This window comes from Arthrobacter sp. L77, from assembly GCF_000816565.1.
Classification (GTDB): domain Bacteria; phylum Actinomycetota; class Actinomycetes; order Actinomycetales; family Micrococcaceae; genus Arthrobacter_D; species Arthrobacter_D antioxidans.
Map to the genome: position 1 here is coordinate 216,826 of NZ_JWSU01000005.1, position 24,716 is coordinate 241,541.

Genomic DNA, 24,716 nt, shown 5'->3' on the forward strand with positions numbered 1-24,716 from the left:
CGGCTCCTCAACCGAGCGGCGTGAGGATCATCCCGGTTCCGGCCCTGCCGCAGATCCCGCGAAGATGCTCGAGCAGGCTCTCCGGGATCGGGATGCCGTTCTCGCCGCGGTCGGCGCGTGCTGCTGCTTCGGGACTGCCGGGAAGGATGACCTCGGGCTCGTCCCGCATCATGAGGCGGAGGAGGTCGTCGACATAGCGCGCGGTCTCCCCACCCTCCGCCACGCTCGTCGGATCGATCACCAGGACGAAGTGCCCGAGATTGTCGCTGTCGGCGTCGTCGAGCGGAAGCGCAGCCCCTGAGAACGCCGCGCTGAGCACATTGACCATCAGGCTGAGCCCGAAGCCCTTGTGTCCCCCGGTCTCGGAGCTGGAGCCACCGAGCGGGCTGAGCGTTCCCGCCCCCGTGGCCAGCAGGGAGTGCGCGAGGGCAGCATCGGTCACGGGATTGCCGGACCGGTCATTGACCCAGCCCGGGGGCAGGTCCCGTCCGCCGAGCGCGTAGGCCTTCACCTTGTTCATCGCCACGACGCTCGTCGACATGTCGACCACGAGCTCCCCTCCGCCCGCGCGGGGTGCGGCGAAGGCGACGGGGTTCGTCCCGAGGATCGGCGTCGTGCCTCCCAGGGCCGCCACGACGGGTGTGCGCGTCGTCGTCGTCATGAGGGCGACCAGGCCGCGCTGGGCGGCGCTCCGGACGTAGTAGCCGAGAGCTCCCAGATGGTGGGAATTGCCGACGGCCACCGCCCCGATCCCGCAGGCAGCGGCTTTTCGAATGGCCAGCTCCAGCGCGTGGAGACCCGCCGGATGTCCCAGCCCGGCACCGCCGTCGACGACGGCGAAGGCCGGAGCGTCGCGCACCACGACGGGGACGGCGTCGAGCTTCAGGCGGTTCTCGGACCGGAGCTGCTCGTACAGCATGAGCATCGAGACGCCGTGGGAGTCGATGCCGGAGAGGTCGGTCTCCACCATCACTGTCGCCGTGGCGGCTGCTGGGCCCCCCGGCATCCCCCAGGCGCAGAGTATCGCGACGATCTGCTCGTGCACCTGTGCGGCGTCGAAGCGGCGCGGATCCTCCTGGCTCACCGGTTCCGCCCCTCCAGCTCGTCGGCGATGCGACGGCCGATCTCCAGCGCGGCGGTCGCGGCGGGCGACGGCGCGTTCAGCACATGGATCTGGCGAGGCGCCCTGTCGAAGTAGAAGTCGTCGACGAGGTCACCGTTCCTGCGCATCGCCTGCGCCCGGACCCCCGCGTGGGTCGGCACGAGGCTGTCGTCGTCGAGGTCCGGGACGAGCTCCCGGAGGCTGGCCAGGAACCTCTTCCGGGACAGGGACCGTGCGACCTCGGACAGCCCCACCCTCCAGTACCGCCCGCCCAGCTTCCACAGCCCGGGCCAGGCAGCACTCTCGAGGACGTCCCGCGGATTGATCGTGAGCCAGGTGTACCCCTCACGCGCCAGGGCGAAGACAGCGTTGGGCCCTGCATGCACCCCGCCGCCGATCATCTTCGTCAGGTGGACGCCGAGGAAGGGGAGGCTCGGGTCCGGTACCGGGTAGATCAGGCCGCGGACCAGGTGGGACTGGTCCGGAGTGAGTTCGAAGTACTCGCCCCGGAACGGGATGATCCGCACATCGGGGGTGAGTCCGGCCAGCCGCGCGATGCGGTCGCTGTGCAGGCCGGCGCAGTTGATGAGCTCATCGGCGGTGATCTCGCCGGTGGAGGTCGAGACGGTGACGGAGCGGTCGTCGGCGGAGATTCCCACGACCTCGGTACCCAGTCGGATCTCCCCCCCGGCCTCGGTGATCAGCCGTCCCAGCACGTCACAGATCCCCCGGTAATCGACGATTCCCGTCGAATCGACCCGGAGGGCTGCCACGCAGGCGACATGCGGTTCGTACTCGCGGGCCTCGTCGGGGGAGATCATCCGGCAGGGCACCCCGTTCGCGAGGCCACGGCGGTGGAGCTCCTCGAGCGCGGGAACCTGGTCCTGCCGGGTGGCGACCACCAGCTTCCCGCAGATGTCCACTGCCACTCCGTGGTCCTCCGCGAACTGTCGCATCGACTGCGCGCCTGCAGTGCCGAGGGTCGCCTTCAGGCTCCCCGGCGCGTAGTACAGCCCGGAGTGGATGACGCCCGAGTTGTTCCCGGTCTGGTGGTCCGCCAGCCGGGGTTCCTTGTCGAGGACGGTCACCCGGTGACCGCGCAGCCCCAGCTCATAGGCCGTGGCCAATCCGACTATTCCAGCACCTACAACTACTACAGAGTTCTTCATTCTCGTGTTCCTCGTCTGACGTCGTTGTCGTCGATCACCGCGAACCTTCCGCAACTCTATATGTTAGGGACTAACAATATAGAGTTTGGTCCGACGGCGAGGCTGTTCGCGTCAGGAAGCCCGCTGCGCAGGACCCGACGGAAGGACGTGCCGTGCCGACTCCCCCGAAGCGCCAGGATCTCGACCTGCTGAGTTCCCTCGTCGTCCGCAAGGCCCTGGACAGCGTCGTCCTTCCGGCCTTCGGGCGGGCGTCCGGTCTGTCGATCCGGACCGAGTATCTTCCGACCACCCTCCTCCTCGAGAAGCTGAGCGCCGGCGCCACACCGGATGTGCTGATCGGGACCCGGGATGCACTGCAGGACCTCGAGGCCTCGGGCGTTCTCGCTTACGGACGAGCGGTGCCCCTCGTGAGCTCCGGGCTCGGGCTCGGCGTGACCCCGGGCGCCGAGGCTCCGTCGATAGCCACCGAGAGCGACCTTGTGGGCACGCTGCTCGGCGCTCGGTCCGTGGCGTTCTCCCGTGCCGGGCAGAGCGGGATCTTCTTCCAGGAGCTGCTCATCCGGCTCGGTATCGCGGAGCAGGTGCTCGCGCGTGCGACTGCCCTCGAGTCCGGCTTCACGGGCACCGCCCTGATGGACGGTCGCGCGGATCTCGCCGTCCAGCAGGTCAGCGAACTGCTGTTCGTGGATGGCATCGAGACCGTGGTTCCGCTCCCGGAAGAGTGCCAGCAGCACACCGACTTCTCCGTTGCCCTGGGCCCCGCTGCGCACGGCAAGGCCGACGCGCAACGCCTCGTCGACCACCTGACGGACCGCTCCGCACGGAACGCCTACGTGGCGACCGGGCTGCAGGACATCAGCGCCTGAGTCGCCCGGCCATTGTGCGGAGCGACTGCACTACCTATGATTTCCGTGCCGGAGACGGGTCCTGGTCTCGACCAATTCCATCGGGGGCGATCCCATGACCGACTTCTTCACCATGAAACCCGGCGAAAGCGCGCCACCCGTGCCCGCAGGGCCCATCCTCTGCACCGGGTCCGCAGGCATGCGGCGCATCCACCGCTTCTTCCTGTGGGCCTACGGAGAGGCGCCCGGACTGGTGCGGTCCGTCGAGCCGGGTGACACCGCCCGCGCCCTCTATGTGGGGGAAGTGCTGGGCAACTTCGACAACGTGCTCCACGTCCATCACGAGGGCGAGGATCTCCTCATGTATCCGCGCCTGGCGGAGAGAGCACCCGTGTGCGCGCTGCATGTGGAGCAGATGCTGGAGCAGCATAGGCAGGTCACGCTCCGACTCGACAGCATCGAGCCGGTCCGCCTGCACTGGATGGAGACGGCCGACGCAGCCACGGGAAAGGACCTCGCTGACCGCTACGAGGACCTGTCGACGGTCCTCCAGGTGCACCTGCGCCGGGAGGTCACGGAGGTGATGCCCGTCGTGGACAGGGCGCTGACCGAGAAGGAGATCGACGAGGTCGCGCAGCACGGCATCGACACGTTCGACAGGAAGTTCCTGGTCGGCTATCTCGGGATGGTCCTCGCGACGAATCCGCCCGGCGACAGGGAGGAACTCTTCAAGGAGATCCCCTTCCCTGTCCGTCTCGTCTACCGTCTCATCGGACGCCGCCTGTACCGGAAGCAGTACGCAACCCTCTTCCCGGGACGCGTCATCCCCGACACGCTCTGATCCGCTGTGGAGGGGGATTCCCGAACGGGGGAACCGGGATGATGGTCGAGTTTCTGGACAGGACCGACGCCGGCCGCCGGTTGGGGCAGCGGCTCGCAGGGTTGCGGGGTCAGGACGTGGTGGTGCTGGGTCTGCCGCGGGGTGGCGTTCCGGTGGCCGTCGAGGTGGCGAAAGCCCTTGATGCGCCGCTGGACGTCATCGTGGTGCGGAAACTGGGGGTCCCGTTCCAGCCGGAAGTCGCCATGGGCGCCATCGGGGAGGGCGGCGCCCGAGTCCTCGATGCGCGCGTCCTCTCGCTGACCCACGTCACGGAGGAGGACCTGGAAACGGTCGAGAGGAAGGAACGCCGGCTCCTGGAGAGGCGCCTCACCCGGTACCGGCAGGGAAGGAACCGGGAAGATGTCCACGGGCGCACCGTCGTCGTGGTGGACGACGGCATCGCCACCGGCTCCACGGCACGGGTGGCGTGCCAGGTGGCCCGGCAGCTCGGCGCCGCACGGGTGATCCTCGCCGTCCCCGTCGCGCCGGCCCGGACCGTGGCCTCGTCCATGGAGGCGGACGAGCTCGTATGCCTGGTCTCACCGCGAAACTTCCAAGCGGTGGGCTACTACTACCGCGACTTCTCGCCCACCGAGGATGACGACGTGGTGAGGCTGCTCGACGCCGCCGCCCGCTCACGGCATCGTTCCCGGGAAGACGCCGTCCCCGCGGAGGACGCCGACGAGGACGTGGAGATCGCCGCGGGAAGCGTACTGCTGCGCGGCAGCCTGTACCGGCCCGCAGGGTGCGAAGGGATCGTCATCTTTGCCCATGGCAGTGGCAGCAGCAGGCACAGCCCCCGCAACCGGTTCGTGGCCTCGGTCCTTCACGACGCCGGCCTGGGGACGCTGCTGCTCGATCTGCTGACCCCGGCCGAGGAGATCCACCGCACCCACGTGTTCGATATCGCCCTCCTGGCCGAGCGGCTCGGGGCCGCTACCGGATGGCTTGAAACCCTGCAGGACGGATGGTCAGGCCGGATCGGGTACTTCGGGGCAAGCACGGGGGCGGGTGCCGCGCTCTGGGCCGCCGCCGAGCCGCACGCCACCGTTGCCGCCGTCGTGTCCCGCGGGGGCCGGCCGGACCTCGCCGGCCCCCGGCTCGCGGAGGTGCGGGCCCCCACCCTTCTGATCGTGGGCGGAGACGACGCCCAGGTGCTGGCCCTGAACCGGCAGGCCATGGCGCTGATGCGGGCTCCCACCCGGCTGGAGACCGTCCCCGGGGCCACCCACCTCTTCGAGGAACCCGGAACACTGGCCGCGGCGGCCACCCTGGCTGCCGAGTGGTTCAGCCGATATCTCCTGCCGTCCCGGCAGGAGGGACCCGCGCCGTGAGAGGGGACGGAAGCTTCCGGGTGATCCCGGCCGGCCCTCTGTTGACTGCTACACCCAGCGGAGGATCATCGGAGTACAAGCATCGGCCAGGACGAGGACGAGATGACAGCCAACGACGGCGGCAGGAGCATACCCATCCGCATCGAGTGGGTGGCCGGCTCCTCCGCGGACGCCGCAGCCTCATGGATTCCCGGTGCGAGCGCAGCCGCAGCGCTCACGCCGGGCACCGTGGCGACAGTCTTCGCGGCCGACGACGGTGAAGGGTCGCTCTACAACGACCCTGCCGTTCTGCGGGCCGGCGACTCAGGCCAGACCTCTACGGGCACGTCGGGACCCACCCCCGAGATCGATCTCTCGGGATCATTCGAGGTCGGCGGTGCAGCCGGAGACGGCGAATAGAGCCGCCGTTCTCCGCCACCGGGGCACTGCTGCGGGCAGGGAATGAAAGGGACTACTGCCGGAATCAGTGCGTACCCGTCAGGCGGTAGTCCCCTTCGTCCCCGGACCGTGCCGGATGGGTCGCACACCCGGCTGCAATCTGCCGCTTGACCTGCTCCAAGTCGTCCCTGAGCGCATCGACAGACGCCCGATACGTCGTGACGTCGGCCTTCCGGCGTCGAGCGTTGGCGAAGCTGATCCACGCGGCGACGATGACCAGCGGGACCGACACCAGCAGGGCCCACCCGGACACAGCGAGGAAGTCGAGCGTGATCGGGAGGGCCTGCTGGAACGCACGGAAGTCGTTCACCCCGCCAACGACCCCTTCCAGCGCGGTATCCAGGGGTTCAAGGTACTCCCCCACCAGAGGCGTCCCGGCGAGCGATGGGGCGCTCAGCGACGCCATCCCCTCGGGGGACCACCGCGCATCACTGAAGTGGTTCAGCACGTAGATCCCGGCAGCCGCGTTCAGCGCGGCGAACAGCAGGACGGCACCCACCGCGATCCAGTGGAAACTGCGTCGAAGCAGGAAGCCGACCCCCAGCGCGACGACGGCGGATGCGATCCACGGAGAGATGCGAAGTACGTCAAGGCTCACGCCGCCCAGTAGATCCAAGGAATGCCCCCATAGAGATGAAATCGATGCCTGCTCCGGCCCTCACGCTCGGAGACCCCGCCGTCAGGCTATAGGTCTCCGCCGATCGGGGCGGGCAGCGACACCATCATGGGCGGCGGCGCGCGCCCTCGTCAGGCAGGCAGGGAACTCAGCGCGGTCAGGGCGGCCAGCTTCTCTTCACCGGTGGGCTCGTCGGACAGCAGCGGGATCAGGGCGAAACGGTCCGTCAGCGTGTGTACCGTCGCGATCTGGTCGATCTCGCTCGCCGCGCGGGCCCGCAGGAACGGCGTCTGCGGGTGTGCGGCGGCGATCGAGTTGTTGACCACCCACGCCCACGGATGGATCCTGGCCCGTTCCAGGTCGCCCTGCAGTTCCTGGGCCTCCAGCACCGGCGTCGTCTCGGCCAGCGTCACAAGAACCACCTTCGTCTGGGTGGGATCCTGCAACCGCATCAGCGGGGTCACGAACCCCATGGTGTCCCCGACCTGGCGGGCGATCTCCCGGTGGTAGGAGCCGGCGGCATCCAGGAGCAGCAGCGTGTGGCCGGTCGGTGCCGTGTCGATCACGACGAAGTGCCGGCGTGATTCCTGCACCACTTTGGAGAACTGCCGGAACACCGCCACCTCGTCGGTGCAGGGCGAGAGGAGGTCCTCGGCGAGCGCCGCACGCCCGTCGTCGTCCAGATTCCTGCCCTTGGTCTCCATCACGTGGCTCCGGTATTCCTCGATGGCAGCTTCCGGATCGATGCGCGACACCGTCAGGCCCGGGATGGACCCGTGGAGCGTCTCGGTGAGGTGCGCCGCGGGATCGGTGGTGGTGAGGTGCACCGCGTGCCCGCGCTTGGCCAGGGCGACGGCGATGGCCGCTGCGACGGTGGTCTTGCCGACCCCTCCCTTGCCCATGCACATGATGAGGCCGTGGCCGTCGAGTTCCACCTCGTTGACCAGGGCGGCCAGCGGGGCGTCCTCGACGTCCGGGACCGAGGCGGCGTCGCCCGGGATGATCCCACCGGACGACGCCGCGAACAGGGATTCCAGCGCAGGGATGCCGACCATGTTCGCCGGCTTCAGATCGAGGACGTCGCGCGGCAGCCCCGCGACCGCGCCGGGGATGGCCGCAATGGCGGCAGCCTCACGGGCGCGCAGGGCCTGCGCCAGGTCCTCGTCCCCCGCGGCGTCGGGCAGGACCCCGTTGATGACGACGTATCCGCCGCCGATCCCGATCTGGTTCAGCTCGAGATACGTCCGCTCGATCTCGACCAGGGACGAGGTCTGCGCACGGGCGACCAGCACGAGGCGCGTCCTCGCCGGGTCCGTGAGCGCCTGGACCGCCGTGGCGTACACCTGCTTGTGCTTCTCCAGTCCGGACAGCGGACCCAGGCAGGAGGGGTCTCCCTTGCCGGCCTCGAGGAAGTCGGTCCAGGAGCCGGGCAGTTGCAGGAGCCTGATGGTGTGGCCCGTCGGGGCGGTGTCGAACACGATGTGGTCGTACTCGCCGTAGGACCCGTCGTCGGCGAGCAGGTTCGTGAACTCGTCGAAGGAGGCGATCTCCGTGGTGCAGGACCCGGACAGGCTCTCCGCGATCCCGGCCAGCTCGGTCTCCGGGAGAAGGCCACGGACCGGCGCGATGATCCGCTCCCGGTAGGCCTCGGCCGCCTGCTCGGGGTCGATCTCCAGCGCGGAGAGACCCGGGACCTCCGCGATGTCGGTGATGGTGTTCCCGATGGTCACGCCGAAGACCTGCCCCACGTTGGAGGCGGGGTCGGTGCTGACCAGCAGGACCTTCCGACCGGCCCTCGCCAGGGTGAGTGCCGTCGCGCAGGCCACCGAGGTCTTGCCCACGCCGCCCTTGCCGGTGAAGAACAGGAATCGGGGTGCGTCCTCGAGGAACTTCATGCCGGGTCCTAGCTGCAGCTCGAGGAGCCGCCGCAGCAGCCGCCGGACGCGTCGGTCAGGCCGAGGTCCGGGCGGGCCTCCGGTTCGACGGCAGCTTCGACGGTGCCTCCACCCAGCCCGGCAAGGCGGACCAGCTGGTCCCGGCTCGGGTACGTTCCGGTAGCAACCGTCACGCCGTCGACGGTCGTGAGCGGGAGTCCCTTCGACCCGACCAGGTGCATGAACCCGCGGACCGTCTCGTCCTCCGTGAAGGCGATCGGTTCGCTGGCCAGGTTGTGGCGCACGATGTCGGCGCCGAGTCCCTGGAGGTGACGCACGTCGGCGGTCACGTCCACGAGGGACTGGTCCACATCGGGGCCGCAGACGCCGGTGTCGCAGCAGAGGGCCGATTCGTAGATGCGGATCGCGGGCATGTGGTGCTCCTTGGCGTGCATAGCGGATGGGACTCACTCCCATTATATCGATAATCATCGATATGCCATAGGACGTCCGCCACAGAACGGCGGGCCGCCCACCGAAAGGTGAGCGACCCGCCGTCGTACGCCATCTAGAACACGCGGATGGGGATCTCCGCCGGGTCCATGAGCAGCCCCTCGATCTCGTCGTCGAGCCGGACCAGCGTGATGGACGCGCCGGCCATGTCCAGGGACGTGCAGTACTCCCCCACATAGCTGCGGCCCACGCTGATGCCCTGCTCGGCGAGGCGCTTGTGCGCCTGCCCGTACAGCAGATACAGCTCGCTGATCGGGGTGCCGCCCAGGCCGTTGATCATGAGCGCCACGCGGTCGCCCTCCTTGAAGGGCAGGTCCTTCACGATGGGGGCGAGCATCTCCTCGACGATCTCGTTGGCCGGCATCATCTTCCCCCGACGGCGGCCCGGCTCGCCGTGGATGCCCACGCCAATCTCGATCTCGTCGTCGCCGAGCTCGAACAGCGGGCTGCCCTTGGCCGGCGGCGTGCACGCGGTGAGCGCGACGCCCATGGTCCGGGTCACCGAGTTCACCTTCTCGCCGATCCGGATGACCTCGCCGAGATCGGCGCCCCGCTCGGACGCGGCGGCCACGGCCTTGATGACGAAGAAGTTGCCCGCCACCCCGCGGCGCCCGATCGTGTAGGTGGAGTCCTCCACGGAGACGTCGTCGTTGATGAACAGCGTCTTCACCTCGATGCCGTCCGCGGAGGACATCTCCTCCGCCATCTCGAAGACCATCTTGTCGCCCGTGTAGTTGTTCACCAGCAGCAGCACGCCCTTGGGCGACGCCATGAGCTTGGTGGTCTCGTACACGTAGTCGAACGGCGGGGCCGCGAACACGTCGCCCGGGCATGCGGCGTCGAGCATGCCCTTGCCCACGATCATCACGTGGGCGGGCTCGTGCCCTGAGCCGGAGCCCTGCACGATCGACACCTTGCTCTCGTCCGGGCCGTCGGCGCGCATGATCAGGTTGTACTCGGGCACGTACTTCAGGGTGTCCGGGTTGGCGAGCGCCAGGCCCTCGAGCATCTCGGGGACGAACTGCTGCGGATCATTGACGAACTTCTTCATGGGGGCTCCACATCGTTGTGAGGGTTGGACGGGTCAGGGACAGTCAGGGCCAGTCGGCCACGATGCGCTCGACGATGACGGCCACGGCCACCGCACCGGCGTCGGGCGAGCCGATGCTGCGGGTGCCGCTGTAGCTGGCGCGGCCACGCTTGGCCTCCATGGTCGACGTCGCATCGGCGCACTCGCGGATCTTCGCGGCGAACGCCGCCCGGCACTCCTCCGGGGAGGCGCCCACGGCGAGCCGGCGTTCCAGCTCGTCGGTGGCGGGGATGAGGGCGTCGAGCAGGGTCTTGTCGCCGAGGTCCGAGTTGCCGCGCTTCTTGATGCCGTCCGTGGCGCCGCGGAGCATGGCGACGACGGCGGCCCCGTCGATCGTATCGGTGGTCTTCGCGGCGGCGGACGCCCGGAGGAACGCCGTCCCCCACAGCGGCCCGGAGGTCCCGCCGATCCTGCTGGAGATGGCGAGCGCGATCTGCTGCAGGAACGTGGCGGCGTCGTCGCGCTTGAGCGAATCCCAGTCGGCCAGGACCTTCTCGAAGCCGCGGGCCAGGGAGTAGCCGAGGTCGCCGTCGCCCACCACGGCGTCGAGGTCACCGAACTCCTTCTCCTTCTCGACGGTGGTCTGCGCCAGGGAGCGGACGACGTACTCGACGTCGTCGATCTTGGTGGTGCTCATGGTGTCTCCGTTCCGGTGGACGGTGCAGGGGAAGTCGCAGTCGACGCGGCGGCGAGCAGCGCCTGCAGCGTGGCGAGGGTGACGGCGCCGGAGACGCCGACGCCGTGCGGGTCGTCGAGCACCTCGACCGGCTCGCCGTCCGGGTCCCCGAGGGAGCTGACGACGAGCGCGGCGCCCGTGAAGTCCTCCTCGCGGGTGAAGCCGCTGACGGTCACCACGGTGGTAAGGCCGGCGGCGACGGCGGCGCGCAGCCCGTTGCCGCTGTCCTCGACGACGATCGCGTCGTGGGCCGAGACGCCGAGCTCCCTCAGCGCCAGCAGGTAGATGTCGGGTGCGGGCTTCTTTGCGGGGACGACGTCGCCGGCGAACACCGCGAAGTGCGCGGCGAGGTCCTTCCCGACGGCGTGCGTCAGGACGGCGCGGACCGCGGGTTCCGCGGAGGTGGAGGCGACGGCGAGCGTCCACCCGGCGTCGCGCGCTTCCTTCACGATGCGGGCGATGCCCGGCCGGGCGGGCATGACGCCGCTCTCGACGAGACCCTTGTAGATCTCGGTCTTCCGCTTGTGCCAGGCGAGGATCGTGGCGTCGGTGGAGGCGTCGTCGTCCAGGCTGAGCTCGGCGATCAGCGCGGGGGTGAGGATGCTGCGCATGCGCTCCTTGCCGCCGCCGATCTTCACCCGCTCGGCGTACTCGTCGACGCTCCACTGCACGGGTACGCCGAACTCGGCGAAGGTCCGGTTGAAGGCGGGCAGGTGGCCGTACTGCTCGGTGTCGGCGAGCACGCCGTCGCAGTCGAAGATGAGGGCGGGCATGCTCAGCGGCCGCCCTTGCCGGCGCTGCCGAACTGCGTGCAGAGATCCGTGGTGAGGGCGACGACGTCGGCCCGCGTGTGCTTGAACAACGACGGCGGATCCCACTTGTTCTTCTGCTCGGCCTGCTTGAGGAATGCCAGGCTGGACTGCATGTACGTCTCCTTGAGCGCCGTGGAGATGTTGACCTTCGCGCAGCCGCGGGCGATGAGGTCCGCGAACTGCTCGGCGCTCAGGCCGCTGCCGCCGTGCAGGGCGATGGGGACGCTGCGGGCCTCGACCAGCTGGGTGACCCGGTTGGCGTCGAGCACCGGGGCGGCCTTGTAGCTGCCGTGGGCGTTCCCGATGGAGGGGGCGAAGACGTCGATCCCGGTGGCGTCGATGAACGCGAGGGCCACCTCGAGGGTCTGCTGGCGGGACACGTCGTCGGACCCGTGGTCGTCCTCGACGCCGGTGATCGCCTCGATCTCCCCCTCAACCTGCGCGCCGTGGCGGCGGGCCTCGGCGACCACCTCGATGGTCTGGCGCTGGTTCTCCTCCACCGGGAGCTCGGACGCGTCGAACAGCACCGAGTTCCAGCCGACCCGCAGGCAGTCCGTGATGACCTCGCGGTCCGGGCAGTGGTCCAGGTGCAGGGTGACGGGCACCTCGATGCCGCGCGTCATGGACCGCCACATGTCGAAGAGCACGCGGGAGCCGATACTGCGCACGGTCTTCACCGAGGTCTGCAGGATCACCGGGGAGTTGGCCTCCACCGCGCCGGCGAGCACGCCCTCCATGGTGAGGTCGTTGAAGATGTTGATGGCGGGCACGCCGTAGCGTGCCTTGAATGCCGGGTCCACGATGTCCTTCAGGGGTACGACAGCCACAATATGATTCCTCCTGGTCAGGCTTCCTCCCACGCTAGGTGGGCGCTCCCGCCCTGGGTATGGGGGTTCTCCCGCCCCCGGTCTGGGGGGAATCACCACCCCGGGAAATCACCACCTCGCCAGCAGCCGACGCGGGTGGTTGAGTGGGCCGCGGCCGCACGGCCTCCCACTTCAACGACGAAGGACACCCATGGCACCCGGATCAGTACTCGAGACCATCACGTCGGAAGAAGCCCGCATCGTCATCGATGCCGCGGCAGCAAAGGCCACGGAGATCGGCCAGCCCATGGACATCGCCGTGGTCGACGCCGGCGGGAACCTGAAGGCGCACGTACGCATGGACGGCGCGAACATCGGCAGCATCACCATCGCGATCAACAAGGCCTACACGGCCATCGCCTTCCAGTGCGAGACCGGCGACCTGCAGGAACTCACCCGGCCCCACGGCCCCATCCACGGCCTGAGCGACGCCCACGGCGGACGCCTCGTGGTGTTCCCCGGCGGCATCCCGCTGGTGCGCGACGGCAGCATCATCGGCGCGATCGGCGTCTCCACCGGCACCATCGAGCAGGACCAGGAAGTCGCCTCCGCCGGCGCTGCCGCCTACCTGGAGTTCGCGATCGCCTGACCGCGGTGCCGAGTCACGGTCTTATGACCGGTCACCCTCACGGGACCCGCTGGACTCGGCGATCCGCTTGATGGCGGCGAGCGTCGTCGGGATGCTGTCGAGCGCCTGCTGGGTGCGGTCGGCGATCTGCGCGGGCGCATCATCGCCGAACTTCTCCTCGAACATGGCGATGCCGCCCGGCAGGAAATCCCAGGATTCGGTCAGAGTGGTCCCGGTGCCGGCCGGCATCAGCGTGTAGCCCCAGCGAACCCTGTCGCCGCCGACCACCCACGCGAACTCGCGGCCGCGCTCTGCAGCCACGACCTGCGATCGAGTTTCCCAGGTCCGGTGCGGGAGTTCGTTGTGCCCGGTGAACCAGGAGCCCATCTGGCCTGCCGCGGCGTCGTCGTCCCACCAGCACCGCGTGCAGACCGGACTCCACTCGCCGGTGCGGGTGATGTCGGAAACGAGTTCATAGACGCTGTCCGACGACGCCTGGATGGTGATGGATTCCCGATGATCGAGGATGCGTGGCTGGCTCATGGGCCCAGTCTCACAGAGCGGCTGTCCTGAGCGGTCCCCGCCACTGCGGGAACGGCTGTAGCGCACTGCATAGACTGGGCTCTCGCGCCGGCTACGAAAGGTCTCCACATGTTGAACACCGAACGAACCGGCGCCGGAAGGCCACTCGTCCTCGTGCACGGGCTCGGCTCGAGCGTCCGCACCTGGGACCCCGTCCTCCCCCTGCTGCGGGACCAGCGCGAGGTCATCGCCATCGACCTCCCCGGGTTCGGCAGCAGCACGCCGCTCGCGGGCGAGGTCACCATCGCGACCCTCACGGACGCCGTCCAGCAGTTCCTCGAGGAAGAGGACCTGCGCGACGCGGATCTCGTCGGAAGCTCGATGGGTGCGCGGATCGTGGTCGAACTGGCGCGGCGGGGTCACGCCGGCAACGTCGTCGCCCTCGATCCCGGAGGATTCTGGAGCGACACCCAGGTGCGCATCTTCAACGGCAGCATCACCCCGTCCATCGCGCTGGTGCGGCGCCTCCAGTCCGTCCTGCCGTCACTGGTCCAGCAGGCTGCGGGGCGGACGGCATTGCTTGCCCAGTTCTCCGCGGCCCCCTGGAAGCTCGACCCGGACCTCGTCCTCACCGAGCTCCGCGGATTCGCCACCTCGCCCAGTCTCGACGAAGCGCGTCGATCCCTCGCGCACGGACCGCGCCAGGCGGGCGCGCCGCAGGGGACGATCAAGGGCACGCTGGCGTTCGGCTGGGGCCGGGCGGACAGGGTCACCCCGCTCAGCGAGGCCGCTGTCGCCATGTCTCTCTATCCGGACGCCACCCTGCACGTCTTCGAGGACTGCGGGCACTTCCCGCACTGGGACCAGCCGCAGGAGACAGCCCGGTTCATCCTCGACGCCACCACCGCTGGGTCGTCGTGACCATCCTTCGAGCCGCACACCTGGTAAGCGTGCTGGTCACACCTCAGTACGTAGGCTGAGGACGGGTGCGGGCGCCTACGTGGGGTTCGCGGTCGCCTGAGACGTGTTCTGCTGCAGGGTCACGAGCATGGTGCGGTTGCGGGCGCCGGTCTTCCGGAGCATCGCGCCCACGTGCTTCTCCACCGTCTTGACAGAGATTCCGAGGCGCGTGGCGATCTGCTTGTCTGCCAGCCCCTCGGCGAGCAGGTCGCGCACCTCCAGTTCGCGGACCGTGAGGTGGGCTGTACTCGGCGTTGCCTCGGCTGTCTGCCGCGCCTCGGCGAGTCGGGTGAAGATCGCCCCGTCCAGGAGGGCGTCGCCGCGGGCGGCGGCGACGACGACGCGCGCCACCTCGGCGGGCGTCGAGGACAGTGAGATAAACCCCCGCACGCCCGACGACGCCGCCGTCGCCAGCTGCTGGTCGGTCGGGTGGTCGACGACGACGACCACGGGCCGTTCAACGGTGTCCCCGCTGGCCACTTGGGCCTCGGCGTACTGGCCGAGCAGGGCCTCGTCGAGGACGATCATGTCCGGTTGCAGCAGGGACACCCCTTCGGTCAGGTCCTCGATGGTGGCGTGTTCGCCGAGCACGTGGACGGACGGTTCGGAAGTTTCCAGCAGGCGCACGAGCCCGGCCCGGACGAGGGGCTGGGTACCGGCGACGATCACCTTCCAGCGTTCCCGGGAGGCGTCGCCGTTGGAGGAGTAGGGCACCTGGGCGCGGATGCTGGTGCCCCAGCCCGGTGTCGAATCGACATGGAGTTCACCCCGCAGGTAGTGGGCGCGGGCGGCCATGCCGTGCAGGCCGAGCCGGCGGCCCTGTGCGGTTCCTGCATCACTCTCGATGTCCGGCCGCTCGAAGCCGCGCCCGTTGTCCTCGACGACGGAGGTTAGACCTGCTTCGTCGTAGAAGATGCCTACTCGGCACGTGGTGGCTCGGGCATGAGCGACGACGTTAGCCACCGCTTCCTGGATGACCATGAAGAGCTGGTGCACGACGACGGGCGCCACTTCGTGCGGTTCGCCGGTCACTTCGTGTGGTTGGCCGGTCACGAGGAGCGTCAGGTCTATGGGGTAACTGTTGCCTACACGATCAAGTTCTCGACGTACTGCCTCCTCGAGAGTGCTACCGGCGAGGCTGGACGGGGCGAGGCCCAGCACGGTGCGTCGGGTCTCGAAAAGCGCTTCGTGGGCGAGCACGCGGGCGGAATCGATGTGCTGGATGGAGGGCGATCCACCAGGCGTCGTCCTGTCGGCCCGATCGAGATGCAGCAGGAGCGAGCCCAAGGAACGGGCGATGGTCTCATGGACTTCCTGCACGGCCCGTTCGCGTTCGCCGGCAACAGCGGCCTCACGCGCCTTTGCTGCGGCGGCCTGATGGAGCCGGGAGTTCATGATGGCGATGGCGGCATGGTTGGCGAAGAGCTCCACAAGAGAAGCGTCTGCTGCAGTGAAGACGCGGCCGGGCCCATCGCTGAAGATGGCGAACGTGCCGATGATGGCACCGTCCCACGCGATGGGCACTCCGATGACGGCACTCCCCCAACGTGGATCCGCTGGGTCGATGTGCCCGATCGCCACGGAGGCATAGCGGTCGAGGATGACCGTTCCGTGGGTGGCAACGATCTGGCCGGTCAGACCCTCCGTCAGTGGGAAGGTCTGACCCTGGTGGCAGCCGACGCCCTGGTCCACTTCCTTGCGGTAGTACCCCTCGGCCTCGTGGACTATCGAGATGGAGCCACTCTCGCAGTCGAGGAGTGCGACGGCGTGGCCGAGCACGCGCTCGAGGAGCGGTACCAGGTCGAACTGACCGGCGAGGTCGCCGGCGAGTTCAGTGATGCGGTCCAGTTGGGAGGGCGAAGTGTGGTCCTGAGTGACACTGGGCGTGGGAAGCTGCTGCATGTACGACACCTGTCTCCTGCAACCGGGCGCGACGCTGCGCACGGGCCTTCAGGATAGCGGGCCACTCCACTGCCAGCACTCTGGTCCGGCTGGGTACAGTAGAAGCCATTCTCGAGGGTCCCGAGACCCTCGATAGTCGAACACGCCCGTCACATCACGAGGACGCGGCAAGTGCTCGACGAACAGGGCTGAGCAGCAGATCCGCTCCGTCTTCAACAGACGCTCGACCCTCTTTCCACCGCCCGGCCTCGACCCGGACGAGTCGTTCTTCGCCGAGAGGGCGCCATCGGACCGATATGGCACTCGACCGTGTGTCGGTGTGCTCGCTTCCGGCACCAGTCATGCGACGCTTATGATCCGTACCTACTCATCGCTACTCCCACAGCCCACCGTCACCCTTCTTCGCAGCTCGGGGTCCTGTTGCAAAGGAGGGTCTGGTAGCCGGTCGTCCCGGTATGGTTGCAGCACAATCATTGGTAATCCGGGGGGGTCTTGTCACCGGGCCGGCTCTGGCGGCAGCTAATTGCTGAGCCAGGCACGACGAGCGATCCTTCGTAACTTGCATGCCGACACCTGCCACCGTTGATCAACCATCAGTGGATGGTGACCGAAGAGATAGCAGACATGGCGGTGATCGTGGACCAGCACGACGTGCACGTGTTCGCCAGTCTGAAAGTCGGCGAATGCGGTCACCATGCCGTGGCTCTGAGCCGGGTGGGCGGGAAGTTCTTCGATAAGACCCTGCCCAATGGCGAGGCGCGGCTGCAGGACATCCCCGCCAGTCTCGCCCGGCACGGGAAGATCCTGTTGGTGATGGACCAGCCGGAGACCATTGGGGGTTACTGGTCGCGGCGGCCCAGACCACCGGCGCAGCCGTGGGCTACTTGTCGTACCTGGCGACGCGCCGGATCGCAAACCTACACCGGACCATACCGACGCCGATGCCCGTGACGTGTTGGTCCTCGCCGAAGCTGGGCGGACCATGCCCTACACCATGCGCGCGATCGTTACAACGCAGACCGCCGCCGAGAATGCCGTCGAGTTCGGATTGCCGGAGTGCGTCGTCGGAGGAATTCACTTCTCGGAGCTGGCGCCGGCGCCCACCGACATGAAGATTGGGCGCGACCGCTACCTGTAAGTCACCTCGCTGCGGGCATTCCAGAGGGTGAGCCGGCGGGATTCATCGTCTGCATCGACCCATGGACCGGTGCAGGAGAGGCGATCGTGACCGGCTTATGCACCCCGCCCGGCCTCGCGCTGGACCAGACGGGCAACATCTTCGTCGCCGAGCCGCAGGGCCACCGCATCTCGGTGGTGCCAGCCAGCACCACTCAGGCCGTGCTGTTCGCCGCCCCGGTGCGGCAGGTCGACCCGGGGTCCAGAAGGCCAGCCTCGATTTGTCTAAGTCGGCCAGTAACAATCTGAACAGAGACGGACGCGGAGCTCCACTCCTTATCGATCTGAAGGCCGACGTCCTACTAATCGGTGTCCTGTAGGTAGCGCTCGACACGACGAACTAGGTGCTCGTCGACCGCTATTTCGCACTCCCACACATCTAGGTAGCTCCAACCTAGGGAGGTGAGAGCTGCCCGCTGGGCCGCATCCCTTTCCTGATTCCGCTCCCGTTTGCTCCTCCAGAAATCACGGTTCGACTTAGGCAGCCGCTCTCCTACGGAACAGCTATGGCCATGCCAGAAACATCCATTGACAAAGATAACTTTTCGCCTGCCGGGGAACACGAGATCCGGACGCCCCGGGAGCCTCCGGTCGTGAAGCCGATATCGATATCCGGCACCGTGGAGCTTTCGTCGAAGCCAGATCTCCGGCTTCGTGTCCTTTGAACGAATCTTTGACATGTGAGCGCTGCGCTGCTCGGGTGTCATGAAGTCCGCCATTGCCCCATCGTACGTCCGTCCGAACACAGAAATCCCTTTGGAGGCGTGCGAGGCGGCCGTTGCCTCCTGGCGTACTTCGGGGCGATACCAGATTGACTCGCGTCTCGCACACGGAGGAGCGGTTTACGCCAGAGCTGCAACCACCGCGGAAAATCAGGCTAAGGACCGGTAGGTCTCGGATAGATGCGCCAGAAGCTTGCCCACAGCATATGACTGCCACGGCGATACCGCGTTTCCGACTTGCGTATATTGTGGCACCTCAACCCGGCGGCGGTGTGACCCGGTAGTTTCTTTACCAAGGAATTCGAAGGAATCAGGAAATCCCTGAAAGCGTGCAAGCTCCCTCACTGTGAAAATGCGAGGCTCCGTCGGGTGGACGTAGTCGTCTGGCAGGGTGACAACCGTGCGTGTTGGTTGATCCGCGTCTAGAACCTTCTGGCTATGTTTTTTAGTAACTAGCTCAACTGCGAGCTCCACCAGTTCGTCAAGGGACCGAATAGTCCTCGTGGCCGGGGGGCGGGCAGAAGAGACAATGTTTACCGGAAGGTCGATGCCTGCGAGGCTGCGCTTCGCCAGGGCTTCTTGGCCCTCGCGGTCCAAAGCGCTCATTCGACTGAGGAGACGTTGATCCACGCCGTGGCGGGACATCAAGGTGTACAACGAGAATCGAGTGACGACGGCGTCGCTGTGAACCCGTGGTGTCTGATTCGGCAGTTCGGGACCAAAACGACCCGGTTTCGGCCGTACAGCGTCTTCCGCTTCTGTCAGCCGCGCAAGATAGTCCCGGTTTCTTCCTCGGTGTAGTCCGTCCCAACCCGCCAAGTCCGATATGGCGTCCCTGATGCTGAAAGATTCAGTCGAGCGTGTCGTTGGGACGGGAGCAAGCGGTGGCACATCGTCCACCAAATCCTCGAAGTTCGATTTCCAAATGTCAGGGGTTGCTTCGACACCCAGCTTTGCGGCTATCTCCTGCCTCAACGCGATTAGCATCAATCGAGGGCGAAATTGCGGCGCGCCGTAGTGTACGGCGTTTACTTGGACGGCCTGCACAACATAACCAGAGCCGATCAGGGAAAGAGCAGTCCCTAATTGAGCGAAGGAGGATTCCTCCCCCTTCACGAAGCTCTGGCTCATCCCAACGACGTTCTCGATTACTACGGCCTTGGGGTTGGTCTCCTCCACGAAGGAGAGGTATTCCCAGGCCAGTCGGTTACGCAGGTCGTCCTTCCTGCGCCGTCCTGCAAGCGAGAAGCCTTGGCATGGCGGACCGCCGACTACTGCGTCAATGTCTTCCTGCCTGATCTTCGCCATCAGACTCTGGTCAGAAAGCACATCCGCGAGCTCGCTGACTAGTACCTTCCCCTCGTACTGGCGGCGGCGGCTTTGCTGGAGGTACTCGTGCCATACCCGCGGATCTGACGCCTCACCTACGTAGTTGTGGTAGAACGTGCGGGCAGCCATGTCAGACTTCTCCACCGCTGCCACTAGGGTCCCGCCGGCTCGCTCCATGCCCAGCGATAGGCCACCACAACCTGCAAACAGGTCAACAAACTTCATCACCAACACAGTCTGCCAGAGGCGGCCGACCATTTCCAGGCAACGCACCCCGCCAGCGCTACAGACCTAGGGCGTGTCTCCTAACCTCACTGCGGGGTGAATGGAATCCTTTTGGAATGTCTCGTACTCGTAGCCTGTCGGATGCCGCGTGGGGGCGTTTGGAGCCGTTGATGCCGGTTGCTGCCCGGGTCGGGGGGCGACCGTTCCAGGATCATCGTCGGGTGGTCGAGGGGATCATCTGGCGGTTCCGGACCGGGTCTCCGTGGCGTGACCTTCCGGCGGAGTTTGGCCCCTGGCAGACCGCGTGGAAACGCCACCGCCGCTTCAGCGCTGACGGCACCTGGGACAGGATTCAGGCCGAACTGCTCGCTGAGGCCGACGCTGTCGGCGGTGTGGACTGGGCGGTGAGTGTTGACTCGACAATCAATCGGGCTTATCAGCACGCAACTAACCTTCCCCGCGACACAGGGGGATCTGTCGAGTTACAAGAAACTGCGCATCGAGCCCACTGACCATGCCATCGGCCGGTCGCGGGGCGGCCTGAGCACCAAGATTCACCACCTGATCGACGGACGCGGATTGCCCCTGGTCGTACTCGTCGGCGCCGGACAGGCGGGCGACTCGCCGATGTTCCCGGTTCTTATGGAGCATCTGCGCGTGGCCCGCCGCGGCCCCGGACGACCACGCTCCCGCCCAGACCGGGTCCGGGCGGATAAGGCGTACTCGTCCCGCGCGATCCGCACTCACCTGCGCGCGCGAGGCATCATTGCCGTCATTCCCGAGCCCTCCGACCAACGAGGACATCGGGCACGCCGCGGAAGCAGGGGTGGCCGACCGGTCAGCTATGACGCCAAGGATTACAAAGGCCGCAATGTCGTCGAACGCTCCTTCAACGAAGACAAGCAATGGCGAGGCATCGCGACCCGCTACGACAAACTCGCCCTCACCTACCGAGGCGGCACCGTGCTCCGGGCGATCACCCTCTGGCTCAAACGGTTAGGAGACACGCCCTAGTTCCCATAGAGTTCGTAGTACGGCACGACCCGAACGAACCTGCCTTCATCAAATCCAAAGGACTTGAAGAAAACCTCATGCTGGCGTAGTTCGGTGATGCGCCGCGGCACATCGTGGGAAAGGTCCGGCAGCCCGAGGTTCGCCAGTTCTCTACCCGTCACCGAAGGCACCTTATGGATGAACCAGGTGCGCAGCGGCTGCCCGTAGTTCTCCCTTCCTTCCCTGAAGTGCGAGAGGTACTGAGAGGCCAGCATCACTCCGTATCCGAACTGCCGCCCCTGAAGCATCAGGTCCATGAGGACCGGGAAGTCGTACCGCATGATGTTGACGGCTTCATCTACTAAGAGGAACGACTTCAGGTAGCGCAGTTGCGGATCCGTGCCTTGGAAGGGCGGCTTGCCCGAACGAAGCATGTTGTCATAGTAGAGGTTTAGGAACAGGGCGACGAGGGCATTCTTGGCGCTTTGATCCTGACCTAGGTGATCAAGCGCGACAACGAGCACGTTGCCGTCAAGCAACTCACCGAAGGGTTTCAAGGTAGTCCGGTCATCACTGAAAATGTGGCTCAGCACGAAGCTATCCAAAATGGAAGAAACAGAGTCAGGGTTTGCCGACTTTTCAATGTATTGGGTGCGTACCTCCGCCAGGGTGGGCGGACGGTTGCCGTTTTGCTCGTAGAGTTCCCGGATCGACTCATTGAGGAGGCTTGCTTGCACTGGGCCGACGCCTCTGTAGATCTTTTTGAGGACGTCGACGAATGCTGCTGCTTGTTGGTAGGGCAGTCTTGAGTGGTCTGAGGTGACCGGCATGAAGACGTTGACAGGAATCGCGTGGGGGCGGAGCACGACCCCTCCCACGCGCTGCAAGAATTCGTCCCTCTGGAAGTCCCCCTTGTAATCAAAGATCAGCATTGAAGTCGATTTAGTCGGCTGCACTTTCGCAGCCTGGCTCCGTATTTGCGCGATGAGGGCCTTGACGAGCTCGGTTTTGCCCGTGCCCAGATCGCCGACGATGCCAACGTTCATTTGGTTGAGATTCGTGTTGCTCGGCCAGAAGTCTACGGTCGAGCGTCCGATGCTGCCGAGCAAACTGCCTACCCCTAGGCGGACACCTTCCCCTGCGATACCAGGTTCTGTCTTGGGCTCGGGGTCTGCCTCGGGCTCGGGGTCTGCCTCGGGCTCGGGCTCTGGCTCGGGCTCGGCCTCTGGGGGACCCGGTTCATTCGCGTCCTTGCCGATTGCATCAACCAACGCGCACCAGCCAGCCGCGAGATCAGTGTTCTCGTCACTTTCGATAGAGTCGAACACGAGGGCGGTATCAGCGATTAGGGCTTCGGCTGTGAATCCGTCAGCCTCAACTTCTCCGACGTAAAAGTCTTCGCCGTCGTTAGTGCGCGCACCGTGTTGCAGGTATGTGAGAAGTGGCTTTCCTACGCGAACCTTCATGCGCCCCTGCGCCAACGCCGCTAGGCGCCCAGCAACCATATCCGGACGGCTTATCTCTGAGTGCGGGCTCAAGCGTGACGCAGTCTCGACCAGGGTGGCTAAGCTGTTCATCCAGAGCACACGGTCAGCATCTTGAATACTGTCCGCCCGTACCTCAATCCGCTTCAGCAATTCGTAACTTGCTCCGAGCTGATCAAGGGGTTCCCTCAGCGCAAAGGAACCGGGAGCGGGTAGGTTCGAGCCGCTTGAACCAGCTTGAAGCCCATAGCACTTGATCTCCACAGGTGACAGAAGCACCTGCTCATCGTCCATCTCAATGAACAAGAGGTCCGCGCGTCGCTGGTGCTGTCCGTGATCTGCCTGCTTCGATAACGTGCGAAGAAAGTAATCTGCGGCGTCTATTGGGACGACGAACCGGTTCGCCGTCTCCGAGACCGCCTTATCGAACAGAGCGAAGGTTAGGAAGAACCCGAGAGCACCGGCAACGTGTGTGCCGCCCATGGACAACAGAGATGACAGTCCCACCCCACGGCTTCCAAGGCTCGACATTACCAACTTCTTGAGTGCGGTTGGTGCTTGTTCGTCCCTTCGGGCCTTGGTCAGGAGTGCCTCCAGCTGGTGCCCGAAGCTATCGGGAACCTTGGCGATTGCGACGAAGGGACGCCGTTCCATGAAGGGAACATCAAGGGATCGTTCGAATACCGGTGGGCGCCACTCCCACAACATGCGACCCCCGTCCCCATGCTCGTCCATCAGTTCTGAAATGACCGCCGGGCTGAGGAACGATTCGCCGAGTACAGTCCAATCGGCCGTCACGTCGGCGAGGTCCCGACGCATCATGCCAGCTTCCACAGTAGGGGCCGATCCGTCCGATTCGAGAGCATCGAGAGCACCGGTGAAGGGGGCCCAGCCCATGTCTCTGGGAACAGCAGGTTGACTCATGCTAAGGCGCCTGGCATTCAGCTTGTTCGCGCCACTTTCGAAACGGCGAAGGGGCACGTAACCCAACACGCCATTTGATTGACCTCCGCGGCCAACGCGGATCGTCGAACCCGAGTCCTGAAGGAACCGGATATTGCACCCAACTCTGGCGTTGTCGGCTGGAGAATAGCGCGACCACGTCAGGAGCATATCGTGATTGTCGCGAACAAGGCGCGTGACAGCGTCTCGTGGAACGGGACCATCCCGCTTAACTGAGTCGAGGACCCTCACGCCGCCCATTAGGCGACCGGCCTTGGACTCTCCCCATTCCTCTGCAACGGCAAGAACGGAATCGTCGATTTCACTGAGTCGAATCTGACGGTCCTGAGCGTGCAGGTCAACAGTGAGGGTTGTAATGTGCGGATGCATCTTCCGGAACGAACGAAGCGCCGCGTCCACGGCTGTTGCGTTTAGCCCACTTACCGCAGCGCCCGGAGAAAGTGCGTTTCCAATGCTGTCAGGCGGGGCGAGACGTTTGGGCCTATCAGTTCCTGGCCGAAGCAACATCGACCATCCCAAGAAAATTTGGCCCTCGCCGGAGTCCGCCGGCACGGCCAGCATTCCGCCGGAGTTTGACTCGCCGGGCCCAACAAGCGGGAGGTTCCAGCCCTCGATCGAACCCGCCAGCTGGACCGAATCTTCGGCCGAGTAGAGGACATGCTCGGCACCAGCGAGCCACGCAAGCCGCAGCGGATGAAGCGGGCTCAGTAGCACGGCCTGACATCCATCATCCCCTTCAACGTCCCAGACACTGACCGACATAGGGTAGGCCGCCCAAAAGATGTTCTCGTCACGTCCGGTTGCGCGAGCCGCAAGCACGAGGGCTTCGTACGCCTCCAAGTATTCTGTTAGTGATGAGGCGCCCCAGAGTGAACGCCAGGAGGTCCGCGACGGCCACTCGAAACTCGCCTCTGCAGCATTCGGGTCCCGCCGGGCAAGAAGCGTACCCAGGCTTAGCCCCCGAAGAGCGGTCCTGAACCGTTCCGCTTCAGGACCCCAGATGAAGCCTGTGTCGGCATCGAAGTAGCTGACCGAACGCAGGGCAGTTCGTGACCTGTCAGGCATCAAGACGGAACCTCCGTCTTGGGGAACGGACTCCGCGATCCGCACGGATTGATTGCTCGGCATCATGACGTGGCCGAGGGCATCAAAAATGAATCGGCTATCTGCAACCAGTTGATCGCTGTAAAACGCTTCTGCCTGCCCCCTTATTGATGATTCCGTATGAGGCTTAGGCCTGTCCGGCGTCACCTGTTGCTTCACCGCGGCGGCAAGGAGAGCCGAGTGATAGCCCCCGCCTGCCGCAGTCGGTCGCAACCGAAAGGTGTAATGGTCAGCCACGAACTCGTTGTTTCCGGTTGGGGCGAATCGCAGAGGGAAAAGCTCCTTAAGGACAGGATGGGACTTCATCGAAACACCGTCCAGAAGGGGCTCACCTTCTCCGCCTGGGTGCCAGAGCACTATCTGGTAACCACCGGGAACATGCGCCAATTCTTCTGCGAATTCATGTTCTAGGTCGGAGTCGGTGCGGGCCGAAGCCCAGTCCTCGGGCCCCAAGTACTTGACCTTTCCGAGGCCCCCCGACTTTTTGAAGGGAGCAGCTGCCAAGAAGGTATGCATGGATGGAAACAGGTACGCACGAGCCGTTAAGTTCTGA

At 65.9% G+C, this 24,716-nt stretch carries 23 protein-coding genes; 9 read left to right on the top strand and 14 right to left on the bottom strand.

Annotation, left to right across the window (positions count from 1 at the left end; all coding sequences use genetic code 11):
* Window positions 1–7 precede the first annotated feature (7 nt).
* Window positions 8–1,084 (bottom strand): Ldh family oxidoreductase, encoded by a 1,077-nt coding sequence (locus RY94_RS09120; protein ID WP_052274181.1) that lies wholly within the window; start codon window positions 1,082–1,084, stop codon window positions 8–10.
* Window positions 1,081–2,271, bottom strand: a complete 1,191-nt coding sequence (lhgO, locus tag RY94_RS09125; RefSeq protein ID WP_043444295.1) for an L-2-hydroxyglutarate oxidase — start codon at window positions 2,269–2,271, stop codon at window positions 1,081–1,083. The genes RY94_RS09120 and lhgO overlap by 4 nt, the downstream gene beginning before the upstream one ends.
* 152 nt (window positions 2,272–2,423) lie before the next feature.
* Between lhgO and RY94_RS09130 the strand changes: the two genes are divergently transcribed.
* The 4 genes from RY94_RS09130 to RY94_RS09145 all read left to right on the top strand — a co-directional run bounded on the left by RY94_RS09130 (window position 2,424) and on the right by RY94_RS09145 (window position 5,729).
* A complete protein-coding gene (locus RY94_RS09130; protein WP_082046209.1) occupies window positions 2,424–3,137 on the top strand; it encodes a substrate-binding domain-containing protein in 714 nt (237 codons plus the stop codon).
* 94 nt (window positions 3,138–3,231) lie between these two features.
* Window positions 3,232–3,957: a hemerythrin domain-containing protein gene (locus RY94_RS09135; RefSeq protein ID WP_043444298.1), complete on the top strand. Its 726-nt coding sequence runs from the start codon at window positions 3,232–3,234 to the stop codon at window positions 3,955–3,957.
* A 41-nt stretch (window positions 3,958–3,998) separates the two neighbouring features.
* Window positions 3,999–5,330, top strand: a complete 1,332-nt coding sequence (locus RY94_RS09140) for a phosphoribosyltransferase family protein (RefSeq protein WP_043444706.1) — start codon at window positions 3,999–4,001, stop codon at window positions 5,328–5,330.
* A gap of 102 nt (window positions 5,331–5,432) precedes the next feature.
* A complete protein-coding gene (locus tag RY94_RS09145) occupies window positions 5,433–5,729 on the top strand; it encodes a hypothetical protein (protein WP_043444300.1) in 297 nt (98 codons plus the stop codon).
* A gap of 64 nt (window positions 5,730–5,793) precedes the next feature.
* Here the strand turns inward: RY94_RS09145 and RY94_RS09150 are convergent, their stop codons facing one another.
* The 7 genes from RY94_RS09150 to RY94_RS09180 form a co-directional block, all read right to left on the bottom strand.
* Complete coding sequence (locus tag RY94_RS09150; RefSeq protein WP_052274182.1) at window positions 5,794–6,366, bottom strand: hypothetical protein; 573 nt, start codon at window positions 6,364–6,366, stop codon at window positions 5,794–5,796.
* Window positions 6,367–6,515: 149 nt separating this feature from the next.
* Window positions 6,516–8,279 carry an arsenical pump-driving ATPase gene (gene arsA / locus RY94_RS09155; RefSeq protein WP_043444301.1) on the bottom strand — a complete coding sequence of 588 codons (1,764 nt, stop codon included), beginning with the start codon at window positions 8,277–8,279 and terminating at the stop codon, window positions 6,516–6,518.
* Between the two features lie 8 nt (window positions 8,280–8,287).
* Complete coding sequence (arsD, locus tag RY94_RS09160; RefSeq protein ID WP_043444710.1) at window positions 8,288–8,692, bottom strand: arsenite efflux transporter metallochaperone ArsD; 405 nt, start codon at window positions 8,690–8,692, stop codon at window positions 8,288–8,290.
* Between the two features lie 134 nt (window positions 8,693–8,826).
* On the bottom strand, window positions 8,827–9,822 hold the full coding sequence (gene dhaK, locus RY94_RS09165; RefSeq protein ID WP_043444304.1) for a dihydroxyacetone kinase subunit DhaK: 996 nt from the start codon (window positions 9,820–9,822) through the stop codon (window positions 8,827–8,829).
* 43 nt (window positions 9,823–9,865) lie between these two features.
* A complete protein-coding gene (dhaL, locus tag RY94_RS09170) occupies window positions 9,866–10,498 on the bottom strand; it encodes a dihydroxyacetone kinase subunit DhaL (RefSeq protein WP_043444306.1) in 633 nt (210 codons plus the stop codon).
* A complete protein-coding gene (locus RY94_RS09175; RefSeq protein WP_043444308.1) occupies window positions 10,495–11,310 on the bottom strand; it encodes an HAD-IA family hydrolase in 816 nt (271 codons plus the stop codon). Before RY94_RS09175 ends, dhaL begins: the two co-directional genes overlap by 4 nt.
* 2 nt (window positions 11,311–11,312) lie before the next feature.
* Window positions 11,313–12,176, bottom strand: a complete 864-nt coding sequence (locus RY94_RS09180) for a class II fructose-bisphosphate aldolase (protein WP_043444312.1) — start codon at window positions 12,174–12,176, stop codon at window positions 11,313–11,315.
* 190 nt (window positions 12,177–12,366) lie between these two features.
* On the opposite strand from RY94_RS09180, the gene RY94_RS09185 reads away from it, so the two are divergent.
* Window positions 12,367–12,804 (top strand): GlcG/HbpS family heme-binding protein, encoded by a 438-nt coding sequence (locus RY94_RS09185; protein WP_043444314.1) that lies wholly within the window; start codon window positions 12,367–12,369, stop codon window positions 12,802–12,804.
* 21 nt (window positions 12,805–12,825) lie between these two features.
* Here the strand turns inward: RY94_RS09185 and RY94_RS09190 are convergent, their stop codons facing one another.
* Window positions 12,826–13,326 carry an SRPBCC family protein gene (locus RY94_RS09190; RefSeq protein ID WP_043444315.1) on the bottom strand — a complete coding sequence of 167 codons (501 nt, stop codon included), beginning with the start codon at window positions 13,324–13,326 and terminating at the stop codon, window positions 12,826–12,828.
* 108 nt (window positions 13,327–13,434) lie between these two features.
* On the opposite strand from RY94_RS09190, the gene RY94_RS09195 reads away from it, so the two are divergent.
* Window positions 13,435–14,226, top strand: a complete 792-nt coding sequence (locus RY94_RS09195) for an alpha/beta fold hydrolase (RefSeq protein WP_043444317.1) — start codon at window positions 13,435–13,437, stop codon at window positions 14,224–14,226.
* A gap of 75 nt (window positions 14,227–14,301) precedes the next feature.
* Here the strand turns inward: RY94_RS09195 and RY94_RS09200 are convergent, their stop codons facing one another.
* Complete coding sequence (locus tag RY94_RS09200; RefSeq protein ID WP_156135098.1) at window positions 14,302–16,167, bottom strand: hybrid sensor histidine kinase/response regulator transcription factor; 1,866 nt, start codon at window positions 16,165–16,167, stop codon at window positions 14,302–14,304.
* Window positions 16,168–16,767: 600 nt separating this feature from the next.
* Here RY94_RS09200 and RY94_RS17795 point away from each other — a divergent pair.
* Window positions 16,768–17,118 (top strand): hypothetical protein, encoded by a 351-nt coding sequence (locus tag RY94_RS17795; RefSeq protein ID WP_156135099.1) that lies wholly within the window; start codon window positions 16,768–16,770, stop codon window positions 17,116–17,118.
* 31 nt (window positions 17,119–17,149) lie between these two features.
* A complete protein-coding gene (locus RY94_RS09210) occupies window positions 17,150–17,305 on the top strand; it encodes a hypothetical protein (protein ID WP_156135100.1) in 156 nt (51 codons plus the stop codon).
* A gap of 340 nt (window positions 17,306–17,645) precedes the next feature.
* Here RY94_RS09210 and RY94_RS17290 read toward each other — a convergent pair whose 3' ends face one another.
* Window positions 17,646–18,062 carry a very short patch repair endonuclease gene (locus RY94_RS17290; protein WP_082046210.1) on the bottom strand — a complete coding sequence of 139 codons (417 nt, stop codon included), beginning with the start codon at window positions 18,060–18,062 and terminating at the stop codon, window positions 17,646–17,648.
* A 153-nt stretch (window positions 18,063–18,215) separates the two neighbouring features.
* Entirely contained in the window at window positions 18,216–19,619 is a 1,404-nt protein-coding gene (locus RY94_RS17295) for a DNA cytosine methyltransferase (RefSeq protein ID WP_082046252.1), read from the bottom strand.
* A gap of 116 nt (window positions 19,620–19,735) precedes the next feature.
* On the opposite strand from RY94_RS17295, the gene RY94_RS17305 reads away from it, so the two are divergent.
* A protein-coding gene (locus RY94_RS17305; protein ID WP_156135101.1) for an IS5 family transposase occupies window positions 19,736–20,633 on the top strand; the annotation gives its coding sequence in 2 pieces (ribosomal slippage) (window positions 19,736–20,095 and window positions 20,097–20,633; 897 coding nt in all).
* On the opposite strand, the gene RY94_RS17800 is transcribed toward RY94_RS17305, so the two are convergent.
* The gene (locus RY94_RS17800) at window positions 20,630–24,400 is read right to left on the bottom strand and encodes an ATP-binding protein (RefSeq protein ID WP_156135102.1); all 3,771 of its coding nucleotides are present in this window, start codon (window positions 24,398–24,400) and stop codon (window positions 20,630–20,632) included. The genes RY94_RS17305 and RY94_RS17800 overlap by 4 nt on opposite strands.
* Window positions 24,401–24,716 lie beyond the last annotated feature (316 nt).